This is a genomic window from Arthrobacter sp. MMS18-M83, assembly GCF_026683955.1.
Lineage (GTDB): Bacteria > Actinomycetota > Actinomycetes > Actinomycetales > Micrococcaceae > Arthrobacter.
On record NZ_CP113343.1, the window covers coordinates 2,975,206 to 2,991,973 of the forward strand.

The 16,768-nt window shown below is 63.6% G+C and carries 16 protein-coding genes and 1 pseudogene; 10 read left to right on the forward strand and 7 right to left on the reverse strand.

What is annotated here, in order from left to right; all coding sequences use genetic code 11:
- Positions 1–15 precede the first annotated feature (15 nt).
- Both uraH and uraD read right to left on the reverse strand, forming a co-directional pair.
- Entirely contained in the window at positions 16–357 is a 342-nt protein-coding gene (gene uraH / locus OW521_RS14105; protein WP_268020258.1) for a hydroxyisourate hydrolase, read from the reverse strand.
- On the reverse strand, positions 354–884 hold the full coding sequence (gene uraD / locus OW521_RS14110) for a 2-oxo-4-hydroxy-4-carboxy-5-ureidoimidazoline decarboxylase (RefSeq protein WP_268020259.1): 531 nt from the start codon (positions 882–884) through the stop codon (positions 354–356). Before uraD ends, uraH begins: the two co-directional genes overlap by 4 nt.
- Before the next feature lie 295 nt (positions 885–1,179).
- Here uraD and OW521_RS14115 point away from each other — a divergent pair.
- Positions 1,180–2,273 (forward strand): annotated as a pseudogene (locus tag OW521_RS14115) (pyridoxal-phosphate-dependent aminotransferase family protein).
- Positions 2,274–2,498: 225 nt separating this feature from the next.
- On the opposite strand, the gene OW521_RS14120 reads toward OW521_RS14115, so the two are convergent.
- A complete protein-coding gene (locus OW521_RS14120) occupies positions 2,499–3,425 on the reverse strand; it encodes an Lrp/AsnC family transcriptional regulator (RefSeq protein WP_268025882.1) in 927 nt (308 codons plus the stop codon).
- Positions 3,426–3,721: 296 nt separating this feature from the next.
- Here OW521_RS14120 and OW521_RS14125 point away from each other — a divergent pair, with 296 nt between their 5' ends.
- The 5 genes from OW521_RS14125 to OW521_RS14145 all read left to right on the forward strand — a co-directional run bounded on the left by OW521_RS14125 (position 3,722) and on the right by OW521_RS14145 (position 8,936).
- Positions 3,722–4,570: a transporter substrate-binding domain-containing protein gene (locus tag OW521_RS14125; protein WP_268020260.1), complete on the forward strand. Its 849-nt coding sequence runs from the start codon at positions 3,722–3,724 to the stop codon at positions 4,568–4,570.
- Positions 4,571–4,639: 69 nt separating this feature from the next.
- Positions 4,640–5,374, forward strand: coding sequence for an amino acid ABC transporter permease (locus OW521_RS14130; protein WP_268020261.1), 735 nt, complete (start codon positions 4,640–4,642; stop codon positions 5,372–5,374).
- Positions 5,371–6,177 (forward strand): amino acid ABC transporter ATP-binding protein, encoded by an 807-nt coding sequence (locus tag OW521_RS14135; protein ID WP_268020262.1) that lies wholly within the window; start codon positions 5,371–5,373, stop codon positions 6,175–6,177. Before OW521_RS14130 ends, OW521_RS14135 begins: the two co-directional genes overlap by 4 nt.
- Entirely contained in the window at positions 6,167–7,210 is a 1,044-nt protein-coding gene (locus tag OW521_RS14140) for a C-terminal binding protein (protein ID WP_268020263.1), read from the forward strand. Before OW521_RS14135 ends, OW521_RS14140 begins: the two co-directional genes overlap by 11 nt.
- 52 nt (positions 7,211–7,262) lie before the next feature.
- Complete coding sequence (locus OW521_RS14145; protein WP_268020265.1) at positions 7,263–8,936, forward strand: amidohydrolase; 1,674 nt, start codon at positions 7,263–7,265, stop codon at positions 8,934–8,936.
- A 186-nt stretch (positions 8,937–9,122) separates the two neighbouring features.
- Here the strand turns inward: OW521_RS14145 and OW521_RS14150 are convergent, their stop codons facing one another.
- The 4 genes from OW521_RS14150 to OW521_RS14165 all read right to left on the reverse strand — a co-directional run bounded on the left by OW521_RS14150 (position 9,123) and on the right by OW521_RS14165 (position 12,315).
- Positions 9,123–9,854, reverse strand: coding sequence for an RES domain-containing protein (locus tag OW521_RS14150; RefSeq protein ID WP_268020266.1), 732 nt, complete (start codon positions 9,852–9,854; stop codon positions 9,123–9,125).
- Positions 9,851–10,183, reverse strand: a complete 333-nt coding sequence (locus OW521_RS14155; RefSeq protein ID WP_268020267.1) for a hypothetical protein — start codon at positions 10,181–10,183, stop codon at positions 9,851–9,853. The genes OW521_RS14150 and OW521_RS14155 overlap by 4 nt, the downstream gene beginning before the upstream one ends.
- A gap of 183 nt (positions 10,184–10,366) precedes the next feature.
- A complete protein-coding gene (locus tag OW521_RS14160) occupies positions 10,367–11,578 on the reverse strand; it encodes an aminotransferase-like domain-containing protein (RefSeq protein ID WP_268020268.1) in 1,212 nt (403 codons plus the stop codon).
- A gap of 56 nt (positions 11,579–11,634) precedes the next feature.
- Entirely contained in the window at positions 11,635–12,315 is a 681-nt protein-coding gene (locus tag OW521_RS14165) for a TetR/AcrR family transcriptional regulator (protein WP_268020269.1), read from the reverse strand.
- 184 nt (positions 12,316–12,499) lie between these two features.
- Here OW521_RS14165 and OW521_RS14170 point away from each other — a divergent pair, with 184 nt between their 5' ends.
- From OW521_RS14170 to OW521_RS14185, 4 genes are read left to right on the forward strand one after another with little or no spacing between them, the layout of a single operon-like run.
- Complete coding sequence (locus OW521_RS14170; protein WP_268020270.1) at positions 12,500–13,444, forward strand: ABC transporter substrate-binding protein; 945 nt, start codon at positions 12,500–12,502, stop codon at positions 13,442–13,444.
- Positions 13,441–14,337, forward strand: coding sequence for an amino acid ABC transporter permease (locus OW521_RS14175; RefSeq protein ID WP_268020271.1), 897 nt, complete (start codon positions 13,441–13,443; stop codon positions 14,335–14,337). The genes OW521_RS14170 and OW521_RS14175 overlap by 4 nt, the downstream gene beginning before the upstream one ends.
- 5 nt (positions 14,338–14,342) lie before the next feature.
- Positions 14,343–15,101 carry an amino acid ABC transporter ATP-binding protein gene (locus OW521_RS14180; protein ID WP_268020272.1) on the forward strand — a complete coding sequence of 253 codons (759 nt, stop codon included), beginning with the start codon at positions 14,343–14,345 and terminating at the stop codon, positions 15,099–15,101.
- Positions 15,102–15,123: 22 nt separating this feature from the next.
- Positions 15,124–16,722, forward strand: coding sequence for a thiamine pyrophosphate-binding protein (locus tag OW521_RS14185; protein WP_268020273.1), 1,599 nt, complete (start codon positions 15,124–15,126; stop codon positions 16,720–16,722).
- Positions 16,723–16,768: the final 46 nt, after the last annotated feature.

The following is a 16,768-nucleotide window of genomic DNA, read 5'->3' on the forward strand; positions in this document are numbered from 1 at the left end:
AGCCATGCGGAGTTGTTAGCTGCCCCGGTACGTGGAGAACGCGAAGGGGCTGAGCAGCAACGGCACGTGGTAGTGCTCGCCGGCGTCGGACACCGTGAAGCTCAAGTCCACTTCCGGGAAAAAGGTGTCCACGCCTTGTGCCTTGTAATACGGACCGGTCGCAAAGTTCAAGCGGTAGCTGCCGCCGTCGACCCTTTCCGGGCCCAGATCCTTGATCCGACCATCCGCATCGGTGGTGCCACTAGCTACGCGCCTCCAGTCGTCGCCATCGCGCACTGAGAGAACGACGGCGACGCCCGCCGCCGGGCGGCCGGAGCCGGTGTCCAGGATGTGGGTGGTTATCTGGGAAACGCTCATTTGTTGGGCACTCCTTCGCTGATCGCGCTGGACTCATTGATCACGCCGGCAATCCGCAGCAACGCGATTTCGCGCAACTGTCCTGCCACGATGATGTCCTCTTCTTCCACGGTGTGGGCCAATCGTTCGTGGAGGGACGCCAGGATTTCCCCGGCAGTCCGGCCCGCGGCGCGGATCAGGAAGACGCGGCCGAACTTGGCCTCGTACTCACGGTTGCCTTCGGCCAAAGCGGTGACGACGCCGTCGTCGCTGGGGTCGACGCCGGCTTGTTCGGAGCGGGACATCGCGGCCTCGGTGGTCCGAGCCTTGGGCCGTTCACCGATCCGGGGGTGATGGGCCATGGCGGCGGCCACTTCGTCCGGCGTGAACGGCTCGGCGGTTTCCCGGGCGAAGTGGAGCAGGGAGTCCAGGCTCCTGAAAGGGCGCGCATCGGCGATGTGCTCCACCCAGCGCTGGATGTCGAGGCATGGGCGGAGGACGTTGATGGCGTCCGCACGGCCCACACTGTTGAAAACTTCAAGCTGCATGCTTGTTCATTCCTCGTGCGAGTGCTGGCATCCATGGTGTTGGCTATGCGGAACTCCGGTGATTCCTGCCGGATGGGCCTGCGCGCCTCCGCACCTCAGACCTTCCACATCATGGAACTGTTATTTCAGCATACGTAATAGTGAATCCAAAGACCGCCGTGGTGTCAAGAGAATACCGCAGGTACGCCCCTCCCGCCCTCCGACGCTCGCTCACCTTTGGTGCCTTCTACGGAAACGCTCGCTCACCTTTGCTGTCTGGTGGACAATGTCAGCAACGAGCCAAAGGAGTTCTGCGATGCCCGAGGTCCTGACTTCCCGGTATCTCTTCGGACCGGGTCCCAGCAATTGCTATCCGGAAGTGACTGCGGCGCTGGCCTATCCGGTGATCGGGCATCTGGATCCTGTGTTCATCGAGCGACTTGATCGGACATGCGGGGGGCTTCGGACAGTGTGGGGGACCCGGAACGCCCGCACGTTGCCGCTGAGCGCCACCGGCTCCGGCGGGATGGAAGCGGCCTTTGTTAATACAGTGTCCGACGGCGACGTCGCGGTGATTGCCGTCAATGGCCTTTTCGGGGAGCGCATGTGCGAGGTTGCTCGGCGCTGCGGGGCCACGGTGGTACGCGTCGACCACGAATGGGGCCAGCCCGTGGATGCGGAGCGGGTCCTTGCCGCGCACCCCCATCCCAAGGTGATAGCCGCCGTCCATGCCGAGACCTCCACAGGTGTCCTGTCCGACGTCGCGCCCCTCGGCGCCGGCAAAGGCGATGCTCTCCTGATCGTCGACGCGGTGACGTCCATCGGCGGGCTGGAGCTGTTGGCCGACGAGTGGGGGATCGACGTCGGCTATGCCGGCACGCAGAAGTGCCTCGGAGCGCCCCCGGCTTGTCGCCATTCACGGTATCCGAGCGTGCGTTTGATCGGCGCATCAAGGAGCCGCGTTCTTGGTACCTGGATATCGGTCTTCTCGGCGGGTATGTGGGGGCGGCGAGCGGCAGCCGGACCTATCACCACACTGCGCCGGTGACCATGATCGCCGGGCTCGAGGCTGGACTGGACCGCATCCTCGCCGAGGGGCTCACGGCCGTTCAGGCGCGGCACCGTGCAGCCGGGGCCGAGTTGCGGGATGGCCTTGAAGCGATGGGGCTCGAGTTGTTTGCCGCCGAGGGCTCGCGATTGCCGAGCCTCACCACGGTCAAAGTGCCCGACGGCGTGGACTCGGCTGCCGTTCGCGCTTACCTTCTGGAGAACTTCAGTATGGAAATCGGCTCCGGAGCCGGTGCGTTCACGTCGACTGTTTGGCGAATCGGCATGATGGGCCCGAATGCAAACAGGGCCTCGGTGAAGCTGATCCTTAGCGCGTTGGAAGAAGCGATCGCGAAGGCCTGACGCTCACCTATAGACGTCCTAAACCGGACGCTCGCTCACCTACAGGGGAACACGGAACCCTCCTGCAGATCATGATCTGCAGGAGGGTTCCGTCATTTGACATCAAATGTGATCGGGCGTCGGCCCGGAAGGGGTTCATATGTGAGCGGGCGTCACGCCGGGAGGCGCTATATGTGAGGGAGCGTCGGGGAGGGGGCGGCCGGGGGAAGGGGTCGGAAGCCGGGGCTAGTGCCCGTTGGCTTGGGCCTTTGTCGCCAGCATCTTGTCGAGGGGCTTGGCGTATCGCTCTTGGACGATCTTCAGGTGCAGCCAGCACTCCACGCTTGCCACGGATTTCATGGCCCGCGCCTTGTCCAGGACCTCGTACATTTCATCCAGGGAGCTGACGCCCACAGTGGCCACGAGGTCGTGCCGGCCAAGGCAACTGGCGATGAACTCCACGCCGGGTGTCGCCGCGAAAAAGTCGATTGCTTCCTCAGTTCCGGCCGCCGTCGAGATCCCGAAGCCAAAGGCCATAGACCTGGAGGAGCCGGAGCGGCTCCGGATAGGCCCGATCTGCATGACGCGGGCTTCGAGCAGGCGAAGGACCCGGATCCTGGCGGCGCTGGCCGAGAGTCCGATCCGTTCACCGAGGGCTTCGAAACCGAGACGGCCGTCCACCTGCAACTCGCTCATGACGAGGAGGTCCGTCTGGTCCAGTTCAAGCCGGGGATCCGGTGGCTCTTTGCCGAGGAAGAGGCTGCGAACCACCTCCTTGTACATCAGGACATCCACGGCAGCCACGCCGTCGCAGAGACGGATGGCCTCGACGTCCTCGTAGAGCCTTTCCACTGTCGGCAGGCGGAGCTCGGCGATGATGCCATACCTGCCCGTGGTGAGGGAAGCGAAGACTGCGCCGTCCAGCTGGCTCAACTTGTCCAGGGCAGCGCGCGCGGAACCGTTGAGCTGGATGGAAATATGCGCGACGGCGGTCAGGCCCAGTAAGCGCGGATGGACCGCAGCGACAATCCGCAGTTCGCCGGATGACGTGAGTTCATTGACCTTGGCTGTCACCGCGGAGCGCGTCACGCCCAGCTGCTTGGACAGCTCGCTGAACGAGGCGCGGCCATCGGCCTGCAGCAGGCGGATCAGCCTGTCGTCCAGATCATGCATGGTCTTCACAATAACTGCCTTGTCTTCGGGCCGCGGGAAACAGGTGCTCAACAGAGGTGCGGCGCCGCGGCGCGCCGAGCTCCGCCGTCCTAGTCAATACTTTCACAAGCCAAGCCATAGGCAAGCGATTTGGATAAGTAAAGCATCTTGAACGTACAAAAACTGTGTGATATCAGTATTAAACGACGGATTCGCTTGATTTGACTGGCATTTTCGTTAGCATCGTGATCAGCGCCACATCGGCGCCCTCCGACTCGCGTTTCGGCGCGACCCCAACAGTTCATTGGAGATCGCACATGCTCAAGTTCACGAAGCCCGCCTTGGCGGCCGCTGCGCTGGCCCTGTTGTTGAGCGGCTGCTCCGCCGCAGCTTCCACCAGCTCAACGGGGCAAGCACCGGCCACCGCGCCGAAGGGACTCGCCACGAGCGGCAAGCTCACCCTGTGTATCGACCCCGAATACGCCCCGCTGGAGTACTACGCCAACGGCTCCAGCGGTGACATCGTAGGGTTCGACGCCGATGCCGCCCGCGCGCTCGCCAAGCACTGGGGCGTGGATGCCAAGTTCGAAGTGACCACATTCGATGGCCTCATGCCGGGGCTCCAGACCCGTCGCTGCGATGCCATTTTCGGGGGCCTCTATATGAGCAAAGCCCGACTGGACGTCGCCGACGCCTCAGCCGTCATGAACGCCGGACCTGCGATCCTGGCCGCCCCAGGCAGCGCCGGGAATTACAAGACCTCGCTGGATCTGTGCGGCCATTCCGTCGCAGCGCAGAGTGCTTCCGCCAACGCCGCGCGCATCACCGCACTTAAAGACGAGTGTAAGAAGGCTGGCAAGGACGAGCCCAAGCTCACCGAATACCCCAAGACCGCTGAAACCGTTCTGGCAGTCCTCAACGGCAAGTCCGAGGCCCTGATCGAGACCAACGTGGCGGCCGCCTACATGGCCGCCCAGAACGAAGGCAAACTCGCAGTGGCTCCGGGAGTCTTCCCCGCGGACACCACGTTCGGCGTATTCACCCGCAAGAACGATCCTCTGTCTCCTGCCATCGCGCAGGCACTGAAGGAACTTCACCAGGACGGCACCCTGGGCAAGATCGCGAAGGACAACAAGCTGGACGCCACGATCGTCGACGTCCCCTAGCCGCCATCCTCCCCGCGGGGGCCACACCAACGCTGCGGTCCCCGCCCCCTAACGCGAAAGGAGTTGGTGATGGAGTTCGATGTCAACATCTTCGTCCAACAACTCGTGAATCCGAGCTACGTGTCCGGGGCTTTCCTGTCCGTCGCCGTCGCGGTGCTTTCACTGGTCTTGGCCACGGCGATCGGCTTTGCCGTTGCCCTGGGCCGCACGTCCCGCAGCCGGATCGCCCAGGGTGTGGCAGGCCTGTACACCTGGTTCTTCCGGGCCATCCCGGCACTGCTGGTCCTGCTCATCATCTGGAACGCCTTGCCCCAACTGTTCCCCGTCCTGCGTCAGGATTGGTTCTCCCCGTTCATTGCCGCGTTCATCGGCCTGGGCATCGTGGAAGCCGCCTTCATGGCAGAGATCATCCGCTCGGCACTGCTCAGCATCGACGAAGGCCAGGCATTGGCCGGCCGGGCGCTCGGAATGTCGCCGGTCAAGGTCATGCTCAAGGTTGTCCTGCCGCAGGCCATCCGCACGGCGCTGCCTCCCACGGGCAATGAGTTCATCGGCTTGGTTAAGTTTTCCTCGCTGGCCTCGGTGATTTCCCTGCAGGAACTCCTCACCACGGCCCAGGTGGGCGTGAACATCACGTTCCGCTATGCCGAGTACTACGCCGCGGCAATCGTCTACTACCTCATCATCGTGAGCCTACTGACGCTTCTCCAAAGCTATGTGGAGAAGAAGTTCGTCTGGACCTCGCGGTCCAAATCCAAGAAGCCTTCCGTCCTGGAACCAGTCGGCCAAGGAGTGCAGTCATGACCCACAGGGGCCCGGAACTCAAACAGGAAATTTGGTCCACCAACGATCCCGTACTCAGCGTGCGGAATCTCCACAAGAAATACCAGGACCAGCACGTCCTGCGCGGGGTCGAATTCGATATCCATCAGGGACAGGTCAAGGCAGTGCTCGGTCCCTCCGGATCCGGCAAATCCACCATGTTGCGCCTGATGGCGCTACTCGAGCCAGCCGACGACGGCGGGATCTTCCTCCGCGGGCGGCGCACCGGTGTCCGCGAGAAAGCAAGCGGAGCCGTTGTCCTGCCTGAGCGCGAGCTCGCCAAGGAGCGCCGGAACGTAGGTATGGTCTTCCAGAAATTCAACCTGTTCCCGCACCTGACGGCCTGCCGCAACGTGATGCTCGGGCTGACCTCCGTCAAGGGCATCCACCACAAGGAAGCCGAAGAACAGGCCATGGCCATGCTCCAACGGGTGGGGCTTTCGCATCGTTCCGGGCACTTCCCCTCAGAGCTTTCCGGTGGCCAGCAGCAGCGCGTAGCCATCGCCCGCGCCTTGGTGATGAACCCCGACGTCCTCCTCTTCGACGAGCCAACCTCCGCCTTGGATCCCGAACTGGTGGGCGAAGTCCTGGACGTCATGGAGAGCCTGGCCAACGATGGCATGACCATGATCGTGGTCACCCACGAGGTCCGTTTCGCGCGCCGGGTGGCCGATGAAGTGACCTTGTTCGACAGCGGCGTGATCGTGGAACAAGGCACCCCGGACGAGTTTTTCGACAACCCCCAGCATCAACGGACCAGGAAGTTCTTGAGTCATGTCCACTAACGCGCAGTCCGCTACGCCGGAGAGGGCGACGCCGGAGCAAAAGCGCCATCGCCCTCTCGCCGTCTACACGGACATGGAAGACCTCGATTACTCCGCCGGCGTCGCCCTCCTGGAAGACAACGGTTACGACGTCCGATACCTCGGCACCCAGGACCCCGCGGTCATCGCGGAGCAAGCGAAAGACGCAGCAGCCTTGCTGGTGGGCTACGCGACCGTCACCGCGGAAGTCATGGACGCCATCCCGGGCTTGAAAATCATCGCCCTGGTCTCAATGGGATTCGACAACGTTGACCTCGATGCCGCCAAGGAGCGCGGTATTTGGGTCAGTAACCTTCCCGGGGTCGCCACGGAGGAGGTCGCCTCCCACGCATTGGCGCTTGCCTTGGCTGTCACGCGCGAAATTCCGTTCTTCCAGGAACGCGTGGCCGAGGGGGACTGGAACGGCCGCCCGGACAGCAGGGTGTTCCGGCTCAGCCAGGAGCGGCTCGGGTTGATCGGACTCGGGCGGATCGGCAGCCGTCTCGGAGAGCTGGCCTGCGGGGTCTTCGGCGAGGTTATCGGCTACGATCCCTACCTTCCGGACACTCCCGCCACCAGGGAAACGCTGGCGAAGGCGGGCATCCGCCGGGCCGGTCTTGAAGAAGTGCTGGCGGAGTCCGCCGTCGTGTCCTTGCACATGCCTCTCTCGGACGAAACCCACCACATCATCAACGCTGGAAGCCTCGCGGCGATGCGGCCGGGCAGCTACCTCGTGAACGTTAGCCGCGGGCAGCTGATCGACGACCGAGCCCTGCGTGCCGCCGTCGACTCCGGCCACATCCGTGGAGCGGCGCTGGACGTGCTCGACGTCGAACCGGCACCCGCCGACCACCCGCTCATGGGCCACCCGCGGATCCTGGTGACACCGCATGTCGGCTTCCTTTCGGAGTTCACGCTGTCCGAATACGTCAGGATCCAGGCGCAAAACGTCATTTCCCAAGCCCGCACCGACACCCCGGACACTCCGTTGTTCGAGCTGGAACCCGCAGGCTGAGTGCCGGCTGTCCCAGCGGTACAGCAAACTTCAACACGCAAAGGTCATTCCCATGTCATTCCTGGCATCTCATGAAATTTCCCCGATCGCTCCCGCCGCGACGCTGTTCTCCGGCGGCCGCATCCGGACCGTTGACGCCCTGAACTCCGTCGCGGAGGCGATGTTGGTCATCGGCAACCGTGTTGCCGCCGTCGGGACGCCAAAGGAGTGCCGCGACGCGGCGCTTAAGCTCACGACGGCGGTGCCCGACGTCGTCGACCTCCGGGGCCGCACGCTGGTGCCCGGCTTCATCGATCCGCACGCGCACCCTCTGATGTATGGCCAGCTGCTGTCCTGGGTGGATTGCGGGCCCGAAGCGGCGCCGGACATCCCCACCATGCTGGAACTGCTGGCCAAGGCCGCCGCTGACAACCCGGGGGACACTCCGATTCGGGGCTACGGCTACGAGCACCGCAACCTGGCCGAACAGCGCCACCCCACGCGGCAGGAATTCGACACCGTCTCCACCACGCGCGAGGTGTACGTCATGAACGCGAGCGGCCACGGCGGAGTGGTGAACTCGTACGTGCTTGCGAAGGCCAGAGTGGACCGCAACACTCCCAACCCCCCGGGCGGCACGTTCTTCCGTGATTCCGACGGCGAGCTCACCGGTGAACTTTCTGACGCCGCCTGCGACATCCTCACCGGGGACGAAGGCGTCAAACTCGGGCACCACGGTCCCAACTTCCACCTCGGAGACAGCAAGGAGCACCACCGCGCCCAGCTGCTGCGCGCCCAGCGCGAGTTCCTCAGCCACGGCGTGACCACTATCGGCGATGCCCAGGTGACCAAGCGTGAATTCGGCGCCTACCTGGACCTCGTGGAGCGGGGCGAATTGGTGACGCGCATCAACGCCTACTTCCTCTCGAGCCTCCTGGACGAGGTGCTGGAACTGGGTCTCGTGGACAAGTTCGGCGATTCCCTCCTCTCCTTCGCCGGCATCAAGCTTTATGCGGACGGCACCCTCGGCGGCTGGACTGCGTACTTCCCGGAGGGCTACCGGGACGACCCCTGCCGCACCGGTTCGCTTTACCACGAGCCTGCCGAGTACCGGGCCCTCGTGGCCAAGGCGCACAGTGCCGGGCTGCAGACGGCAACCCACGCGCAGTCGCCCACTGCCATCCAATTGGTGCTGGACGCGGTTACCGAAGCTCTTGCGGAGAGCCCGCGGGCAGACCACCGGCACCGGATTGAGCACTGCGGGCTGCCAACGCTGGAGCAGATCGACAAGATGGCCCAGCTGGGCATCATGCCGGTCAACCAGCCCCAGCATTACTACAACTGGGGTCCAGGCGTCACGGATGCCATCGGCTCCCCGGGCGAGCGATTCAACCCCCTCGGCGAATTCGTGGCCGCAGCAGTTCCTGTGACCATGAGCTCCGATGCGCCGGTGGCCGATCCCCGGCCGCTGGAAGCCATCCAGACCTCCGTGACCCGCAAGACCCGCTCCGGCGTCCAGTTGGGCTCGGATGATCTTAAGATCGACGTCGTCGAAGCCCTCCGCGCCCACACCATCAACGGTGCACGGGCCATGGGGCGTGAGAAGGACCTCGGTTCCCTGGAGCCGGACAAGCTGGCCGACTTCGTGATCCTCGCCGGGGATCCGTTGGAGGCGCCCGAGGGGGACATCAGCAGCATCGAGGTTGTGGAGACCTGGGTCAACGGAGTGCGGGTGTACGCAGGCTAACGAGGCCTGCCGGGTTGGCGGGCTCCCGTCCTGACCTTGTTTGAGACCGGCAACCCGCTCGACACACCCTCATTCCGGCGTGTCGAGCCGGTTTGAGAATCAAAGAGGGTCAGGACGGCAGAGGCAAACACGGTTAAACCCCGACGTCGGCACCCAGGTGAGTGCCGCCGTCGGGGTTTCGAAGACTCAGCTGACCTGGACTCCAGTGCGCCTGACGGCTTCGATCAGGTCGGGGTCATTCACGGCGAACGCCGATCCACGGCACTCACAGCCGCTATTTGGCTCCGCGATGAAGCCGGCGTAGCAGTAGTCGCCGTCGGTGAAACCGAATTTTGACGGATACCTTAGCCCGGCCGGCTGGCTGCCGTCATCCAGGCGTTGGGCCAGGATCCATTGGGCCACGGCGGTCGTAAGCGTCCTATCGTCGCCGGTCAGGTCAGCGACAGTCATACGGTCTGCGGCGGCAATACCGGAAGCCTTGATGGCGACGACGGAGTCGGGGTGGGTTAGGTCGACCCATGGGAGGGTCGGGAAACTGAGACTGTAGATCTCACGGTCAAGACGCCAATCGGAGTCCATACCGTCCACAGGTAGGCCCTTGTTGCGCAGCTCGTCCAAGAGCTCATTAAGTTCAACGCCAAGGAATCCGGCGATTTCGGCCAACGCGGCGTAGTTCCGCGCCGAAGGTGCCTTAAAGGCGAGGGACTCAGTGAACGCGGTAACTCGGAGGTCAGCGCCGTAGATGGTCAGCCCGGGGGTGTCGAACCGGCTCCAGCCCCGACGATCAATAGCCGGGTCAAACGGGCGTTCGAGCGGGTTCAGCGGCCCACGCCCGGCTTTGGAAACTGAGACCCGGAACATGGTGACGGGCCCCTCCACAATGGAAAGGCCCGTCTTCGTGCATTGTCGGCGGATCATGCGTCGTAGGCATCTTCCAGAAGTGCCTTGGCGGACGCTGCCACTTCCTGGAACCGATCCTCCCGGATCGCCTGGATGGGCGATTGGTAGTCCAGACGCGGGTTGATGGACAGGGCCCAGGCCTGAGCCACTTTCTGTCCGTGGGTTCCCCCTATTTCCTGAATGACGTCGAGGGTAAAACGGAGACGCTGCTCAGCGGGTTGGGTCGGTTCCAGCTCTCCGCGGGCCCATTTGCGGACCTGGCCCGAATCCTTGACTCCGGCGAGGGCCGCCACCAGCTTGGATGTCAGGACATCGCAAAGTTCCTGAACGACCTCCGAGGTCTTCATGAAGACGGACCTGGCTCGATGCCGCGGCCCTCCTGGCCCAATTGACATGTCGGACTCCTACCCCTAGATTCCCAAGCATACCGCGGAATGACCGTCCCATGCCGGTCTTTTGCCCGATTTCTGCCAGCAACCGGGCACCCAGGTGAGTGCCGCCGTCGGGGTTTCGTGCTGCTTGGCGAAGGTTCAGACCCGGCGGATGACCTCCGCGAGGCGCTTGACACCCTCGGTGAGCTGCTCTTCCGGGGCGTACGAGAAGGCGATGCGGAGCTGGTTGCTGCCACCGCCGTCGGCGTAGAAGGCGCTGCCCGGCACAAACACGACTCCTGCCTCGATGGCTGCGGTGAGGACGTGCTCGGTGTCGATGCCCTCAGGCAGCGTGACCCAGGTGAAGAAGCCACCGGTGGGCGTGGTCCACTTGGTTCCTTCGGGCATGTAAGCAGCCAGGGCGTCCAGGGTTGCCTTGCAACGGGAGGAGTAGACGGCACTGTATGCGGCAATCTGGTCCTGCCAATCGAAGCTGCTGATGTATTGCTCCACCACCAGCTGGCTCAAGACCGAGGGGCAGATAGTGGTTGCCTCGGAGGCGATCTGGAGGCGGCTGCGCACATCATGGGGAGCCACTACCCAACCGACGCGCAAGCCGGGGGCGAAGATCTTGGAAAACGAACCAAGGTAGAACACGTTGTCAGGGTCCAGCGTGTGCATGGCCGGCTTGAGCGTGCCGTCGAAGCTCAACAGGCCGTAGGGGTTGTCCTCGACGATCAGCACGCCCTCGGCGCGGCAAATGTCCACCACACGCTGCCTACGCTCCAGGGAAAGGCTGATGCCGGAGGGGTTGTTGAAGTTGGGGACCGTGTAGAAGAACTTGATGGTCTTGCCGTCGGCTTTGAGCCCGGAAATGACGTCTTGGAGGCGGTCGGGATCGACGCCGTCGTTGTCCATCGCCACATGTGCCACCTCGGCCTGGAAGCCTTCGAACACGCCGAGCGCCCCCACGTAGCTTGGTCCCTCCGCGATTACGACGTCTCCCGGGTCGCAGAAGAGCTTGGTGACGAGCTCCAGCGCCATCTGCGAGCCTGCGGTGACTTGCACGTTTTCGGGGGACGTCTTTATACCCTCGAGCTCCATGACCTGGCAGATCAGGGCTTGCAGTTCCTCGGTTCCAGCCCCCGAGCCATACTGCAGGGCCTCCAGCCCGCGGCGAGTTACGACGTCGGACGCCATGGCGGCGATGCGCTCCATCGGCAGCGCAGGTAGGTAGGGGTTGCCGCCGGCTAGGGAGATCATGCTTGGCTGCATGGACACATCGAAGACGGCGCGGACGGGGGAGGGCTGGAAGCCGGCCGCCCGCTTGGCCATCCGGCTTGTATGTGAAAGTTCCGCAGTGGTGGTCATGGTGGTCCTTTGTGTTGTTGTGGCGCCCCGTTCCAGGGCGCGAGTTGGCGCGTGTCCTAGTGCGCGTCCACGAGCTTGGAGCGCTTCGCGAAGATGAATTCTCCGGCGTCGATGCCGAACTCCCGGGCAGCAAAGCGGTGCAGCGTTTCGATCATTTCGGCGGGCGTGAAGCTGTGGACCCCGTTCAGGGACTGGATCGCGAGTCCATCGATCGTGGCCAGAAGCAGGGTGGCCACTTCGTCAATATCGATGGCTGGCTGGATCAATTTCTCGTCCACGGCCTCCTCGAGCGCCCGGACGAACAGGCCGCGCCATGAGGTCCAGACTGCTGCGACGCTGTCCCGGATCTCGGAGTTCTTGTGGGCTGCAGCGTAGATCTGCAACCAGAAACCCCAGGCTTCTTCGAAGGGGGTGTCGCTTTGGATGGAGAAGGTCAGGAGATCGTGCAGGCGTTCCACTGCGTTGGTGCCCTGATCGTAGATGCGCTGCCATTCGGCGAGGGATTCGTCGATGCGGTACTCCACCGCCGCGCCGATCAACCTCTCCCGGTGCCGGAAGTAGTGCTGGATCATGCCGATGCTGAAGCCCGAGGCCTCGGAGAGTTCGGCGAAGGAGCAACCCTCCACGCCTTGGCGGGCGATCACCTGCGAGGCATGGTGCAGGATGTTCTGCCGGCGTTCGGCCATGGCTTCGGCCGTGACGCTTCGTGTGCGGCGGCCCGGGTTTGTCTCGCTCATGCCGTTGCTCCTTCGTTTGACTGGTCGCGCTGATCCGGCGGGCGCCTTGTGGGTGCCCTTAGTCATCTCTCCATGATGTTGCCATGGTCCCTTGACACGCGTTGTTACTCATCTCACAATAAGTTGAACATATTGTTATTTCAACCCGACCCGAACCGGAGATCCACAAATGATGCGCAAAGGCGTGAAAAGCCCGCTCGTGGCAGCGGCAGCCATCAGTTTTTTGGCGTTGACGACGGCTTGCTCCAATACCGAAGGTGCGGCCGCTACCGCATCCGGCAATGCGTCGGCCAGCGGCCAAAGCAGCCAGAGCGGCCAGGAACTCGCGCAGGCCGTGAAGCCCGATTCCAAGGTTCAGGCGCTGCTTCCGGCCGCCATCAAGAGCAAGGGGTCGCTGACCCTCGTGACGGACCCCACCTACGCCCCCATCGACTTCACCGACGACCAGGGCAAGATCGTCGGACTTGAGCCGGACATGGCGCTGGCCGTCGCGAAGAAGATGGGCATCACCATCAACATCGAAAAGGCCGACTTCAATGGCATCCTGGCCGGCATCGAGGCCCGGCGGTACGACGCTTCCTGGGCAGCTTTCTCCATCACGGAGGAGCGCAAGGACAAGGTCAACATGGTCAGCTACATGCGCGGAGGAACGTCCGTCATGGTCAAAAAGGGCAATCCGCTGGGCATCAAATCGGAGCTGGACCTCTGCGGCAAGACCGTGGCTGCCCAGACCGGGACCACCCAGGCGCTGAGCTTGCTGCCGTCATTCGACAAGAAATGTGCGGACGCAGGTAAGGACAAGCCTGTTTCCTTGCTGCTGCCCCAGCAGGACAACGTCAACCAGGCTTTAGCCTCGGGCCGTGCCCAGGCACTAGTGGCGGACAACGCCCTCACCGGTTACTACGCCCAGCTGCAGCCGGACGCGTTTACCTCCGTGGACTCCATCCTCGTGGAACCGTCCCTGTCCGGCGTGGTGAGCCCCAAGGACGACGGCGGCCTGTCCAAAGCATTCCAGGCCGCGGTCCAGTCCCTCATGGACGATGGAACGTACGCCAAGATCATGGAGGCTTGGAACCTCAAGTCCGGCATTGTCACCAAGTCTGAGATCAACCCGCCGGCGGGGTCATGACCGTGTCTGACCGGCCCATCACCGCCGAGGCACGGCATGATTTCGCGGAGCTGGCCTCGCGGCCTGTCCTCAAGCGCAAGCGGCCAGGGCAACTGGTCGCGATGGTGTTGGTGGGACTGTTCGCGCTCATGGGCGCCTACGTCATCGTCACCAACCCCGGCTTCGGCTGGCCCACCGTGGCCAAGTACTTGTTCGATATCCGCATCCTCAACGGCCTTCTGACCACCATCGAACTCACGGTGATCGCCATGGTCCTCGGACTCGTGATCGGTCTGGTGATCGCGGTCATGAGGATGTCGGACAACGCGCTCCTCCGTGGCGTGGCGGGTGCCTATATCTGGTTCTTCCGTGGCACTCCGCTCTTGGTGCAGATGCTTTTCTGGGGCTTCGCTGCCGTACTGTTTCCCACCATCGGCGTCGGCATCCCCGGCGGTCCTATGTTGGTGGAATGGAACACGAACGACGTCCTGCCGCTGTTCGTGGCCGGCATCCTTGGCCTGGGCTTGAACGAGGGCGCCTATATGGCAGAAATCGTGCGGGCCGGCCTGATGGGTGTTCCCGCGGGACAGTCCGAGGCTTCCCACGCCATGGGCTTCAGCCGGATGGAAACCCTGCGCCACGTGGTCATCCCGCAAGCCATGAAAATCATCCTTCCGCCCGTGGGCAACGAGACCATCTCCATGCTCAAGACCACGTCGTTGGTGATCGTGATCGGCGTCGGGGACCTGCTCTACAACACCCAGCAGATCTACGCGCGCAACCTCCAGCAGATCCCGCTGCTGATCGTGGCGAGCCTCTGGTACATCCTGCTCACCACCATCCTCTCGCTCGTCCAGGCGCGCATTGAGAAGCGGTACTCCCGCGGCAACAACATCCAGGCACGAAAGGCTTAACAGCAATGTCTGAAGTCCAGTTCCTCAACGTGCACAAGGATTTCTCCGGCATGGAGGTCCTCAAAGGCATCAACTTCACGGTCGAATCGGGACAAGTGGCATGCTTGATCGGCCCCTCAGGCTCGGGCAAGTCCACCCTGCTCCGCTGCGTCAACCACCTCGAAACCACCAGTTCCGGAACCATCCTGGTGGGTGGCCGCATGATCGGCTACGAGGTCCACGGCGACAGGCTGATCGAGGCACACCAGAGGGACATCAACAAGCGCCGCTCCCGGATTGGCATGGTGTTCCAGTCCTTCAACCTCTTCGGCCACATGACGGCCCTCGAAAACGTGATGATGGGCCCGGTGAAGCTCCTCAAGATTCCCAAGGCCCAAGCCGAGGCCGAAGCCCGCGGGCTCCTGGCCAAAGTGGGCCTCGCCGACCGCACGGGGCACTACCCGGCCCAGCTCTCCGGCGGCCAACAACAGCGTGTGGCCATTGCCCGGGCCCTGTCCATGAAGCCCGACCTCATGCTTTTCGACGAGCCAACCTCAGCGCTTGATCCCGAACTTGTGGGCGAAGTCCTGGACGTCATGAAAGCGCTGGCTCGCGACGGCATGACCATGATCGTCGTGACGCACGAGATGGGCTTTGCCCGCGAAGTGGCCGACGTCGTGGCGTTCATGGACGGCGGCGTCATCGTCGAAGCCGGCGATCCCAACGAGATCATCACCCGCCCCCAGCACGAGCGAACAAAGGCGTTCCTCTCCAAAGTCCTCTAGGCCACAATCAAAGGATCCAACCTTGACCAGTTCCATCCCCACCAACAACGTCGGCCTCGCCGTCATGACCACGCTGCGGAACTATGGGATCGACGCCATCTTCGGGATTCCCGGCACCCACAACCTCGAGTTCTACCGGCACCTGGAGCCGCTCGGCATCCATCCCGTAACCACCCGCCACGAGCAAGGAGCCGGGTACGGCTCCGACGGATGGAGCCAGCTCAAGGGGCTTCCCGGCGTCGTGATCACCACTTCCGGACCCGGCCTGCTCAACGCGATGTCCGCTGCGGCCACTTCCTATTGCGAGTCCCGGCCGATGATCATCCTGTCCCCGGGCGCGCCACGAGGCAGTGAATTCTCGGACATCGGGCTGCTGCACGAAACCAAGGACCCCACCGGTGCGGTCCGCGCCCTGATCGGGCGCAGCACGCGTGTATCCAGCGGCAGCGAAGCCGTTGAGCTGATTCACGAAGCCTTCGCCTTCTTCACACACGGGCGGCCGCGTCCCGTCCACATCGAGATCCCGCTGGACGTGCTGGAGGGCGCGTCCGACGTCGACCCTTCCGCCCTGGAAGCCCGCCCCTTGGGTGCGCCGAAAGCGGCAGCCGACGACGCCGTTGCCGCCGCGGCGGACATCCTCCGCCGGGCGTCGAATCCGGTGATCCTGGCCGGGGGCGGTTCGCTCGGAACCGGCGGCGCGCTCCTCGAACTTGCAGAACTCCTGCAAGCACCCGTGGTGACCACAATCAATGGCAAGGGTGCTGTTCCGGAAGCCCATCCGTTGTCCCTTGGTTCGGAAATCCGGCTCGCAGCGGCACAGGATCTTTGCAATTCCTCGGACGCGCTGCTGGTGATCGGCTCGAAGGTGGGCGAGTCGGAGCTATGGGGCGGCAAGATTGTGCCGCAGGGGAGTTGCATCCGCATTGACATCGATCCGTCCCAATTGCAATGCAATCTTGCGCCGGACGTCGAGCTCCTGGGCAACGCGTCCGCCGTCGTACGCCAACTGCTCGCGGCGCTCGCAGGGCATGGGCCGGCCTCCGCTCCGGAACTGGACCCTTTGCGCCGCGAGCTGCAGGAAGAAGCCCGCTCCATGGCGCCCGTGCTCGCACAAATCAACCAGATCCTCGCGGCCGCGCTGCCGGCGGACACCGTCATTGCGGGTGATTCCTCGCAGATCACATACTTCGGGACCACGTCCTTCTTCCCCATGCAGCAGCCGCACCAGCTCCTGTACACGCCCGCATACGCAACGCTGGGTTATGGACTGCCGGCCGCGATCGGGGCCAAAATAGCGGCTCCGGACCGTCCGGTGGTGGGGCTGATCGGCGACGGGGCGCTCATGTTTGCCGTTCAGGAATTCATCACCGCCGTGGAACAGGGCGTGGACCTGCCCATCATCTGCATCAACAACGGAGGCTACGGCGAAATCCGGCAGAACATGGAGGACCGCGACCTGGCTCCGGTCGGCGTGAACCTCACGCAACCGGACTGGGTGCGCCTGGCCGAAGGCTTCGGGCTGACTGCGTTCAACGTTGAGTCCCTCGACGAGCTTGCCGGCGTTGTCACCAAGGCGCTTGCCGTCAAGGGACCGAGCCTCATCCACGTGAGCATCCAGTAACTGCCCCGCCCCCGATCCCTCCCCCGACTCTCGCTCACTTATGGCT

What these genes read in the sequence shown, in the direction of transcription:
- OW521_RS14165 (WP_268020269.1), bottom strand. Translation starts at nt 12,315, where the DNA reads ATGAGCGAGACAAACCCGGGCCGCCGCACACGAAGCGTCACGGCCGAA.
- OW521_RS14125 (WP_268020260.1), top strand. Translation starts at nt 3,722, where the DNA reads ATGCTCAAGTTCACGAAGCCCGCCTTGGCGGCCGCTGCGCTGGCCCTG.
- OW521_RS14175 (WP_268020271.1), top strand. Translation starts at nt 13,441, where the DNA reads ATGACCGTGTCTGACCGGCCCATCACCGCCGAGGCACGGCATGATTTC.
- OW521_RS14135 (WP_268020262.1), top strand. Translation starts at nt 5,371, where the DNA reads ATGACCCACAGGGGCCCGGAACTCAAACAGGAAATTTGGTCCACCAAC.
- uraD (WP_268020259.1), bottom strand. Translation starts at nt 884, where the DNA reads ATGCAGCTTGAAGTTTTCAACAGTGTGGGCCGTGCGGACGCCATCAAC.
- OW521_RS14145 (WP_268020265.1), top strand. Translation starts at nt 7,263, where the DNA reads ATGTCATTCCTGGCATCTCATGAAATTTCCCCGATCGCTCCCGCCGCG.
- OW521_RS14130 (WP_268020261.1), top strand. Translation starts at nt 4,640, where the DNA reads ATGGAGTTCGATGTCAACATCTTCGTCCAACAACTCGTGAATCCGAGC.
- OW521_RS14160 (WP_268020268.1), bottom strand. Translation starts at nt 11,578, where the DNA reads ATGACCACCACTGCGGAACTTTCACATACAAGCCGGATGGCCAAGCGG.
- OW521_RS14150 (WP_268020266.1), bottom strand. Translation starts at nt 9,854, where the DNA reads ATGATCCGCCGACAATGCACGAAGACGGGCCTTTCCATTGTGGAGGGG.
- OW521_RS14180 (WP_268020272.1), top strand. Translation starts at nt 14,343, where the DNA reads ATGTCTGAAGTCCAGTTCCTCAACGTGCACAAGGATTTCTCCGGCATG.
- OW521_RS14120 (WP_268025882.1), bottom strand. Translation starts at nt 3,425, where the DNA reads ATGCATGATCTGGACGACAGGCTGATCCGCCTGCTGCAGGCCGATGGC.
- OW521_RS14140 (WP_268020263.1), top strand. Translation starts at nt 6,167, where the DNA reads ATGTCCACTAACGCGCAGTCCGCTACGCCGGAGAGGGCGACGCCGGAG.
- OW521_RS14155 (WP_268020267.1), bottom strand. Translation starts at nt 10,183, where the DNA reads ATGAAGACCTCGGAGGTCGTTCAGGAACTTTGCGATGTCCTGACATCC.
- uraH (WP_268020258.1), bottom strand. Translation starts at nt 357, where the DNA reads ATGAGCGTTTCCCAGATAACCACCCACATCCTGGACACCGGCTCCGGC.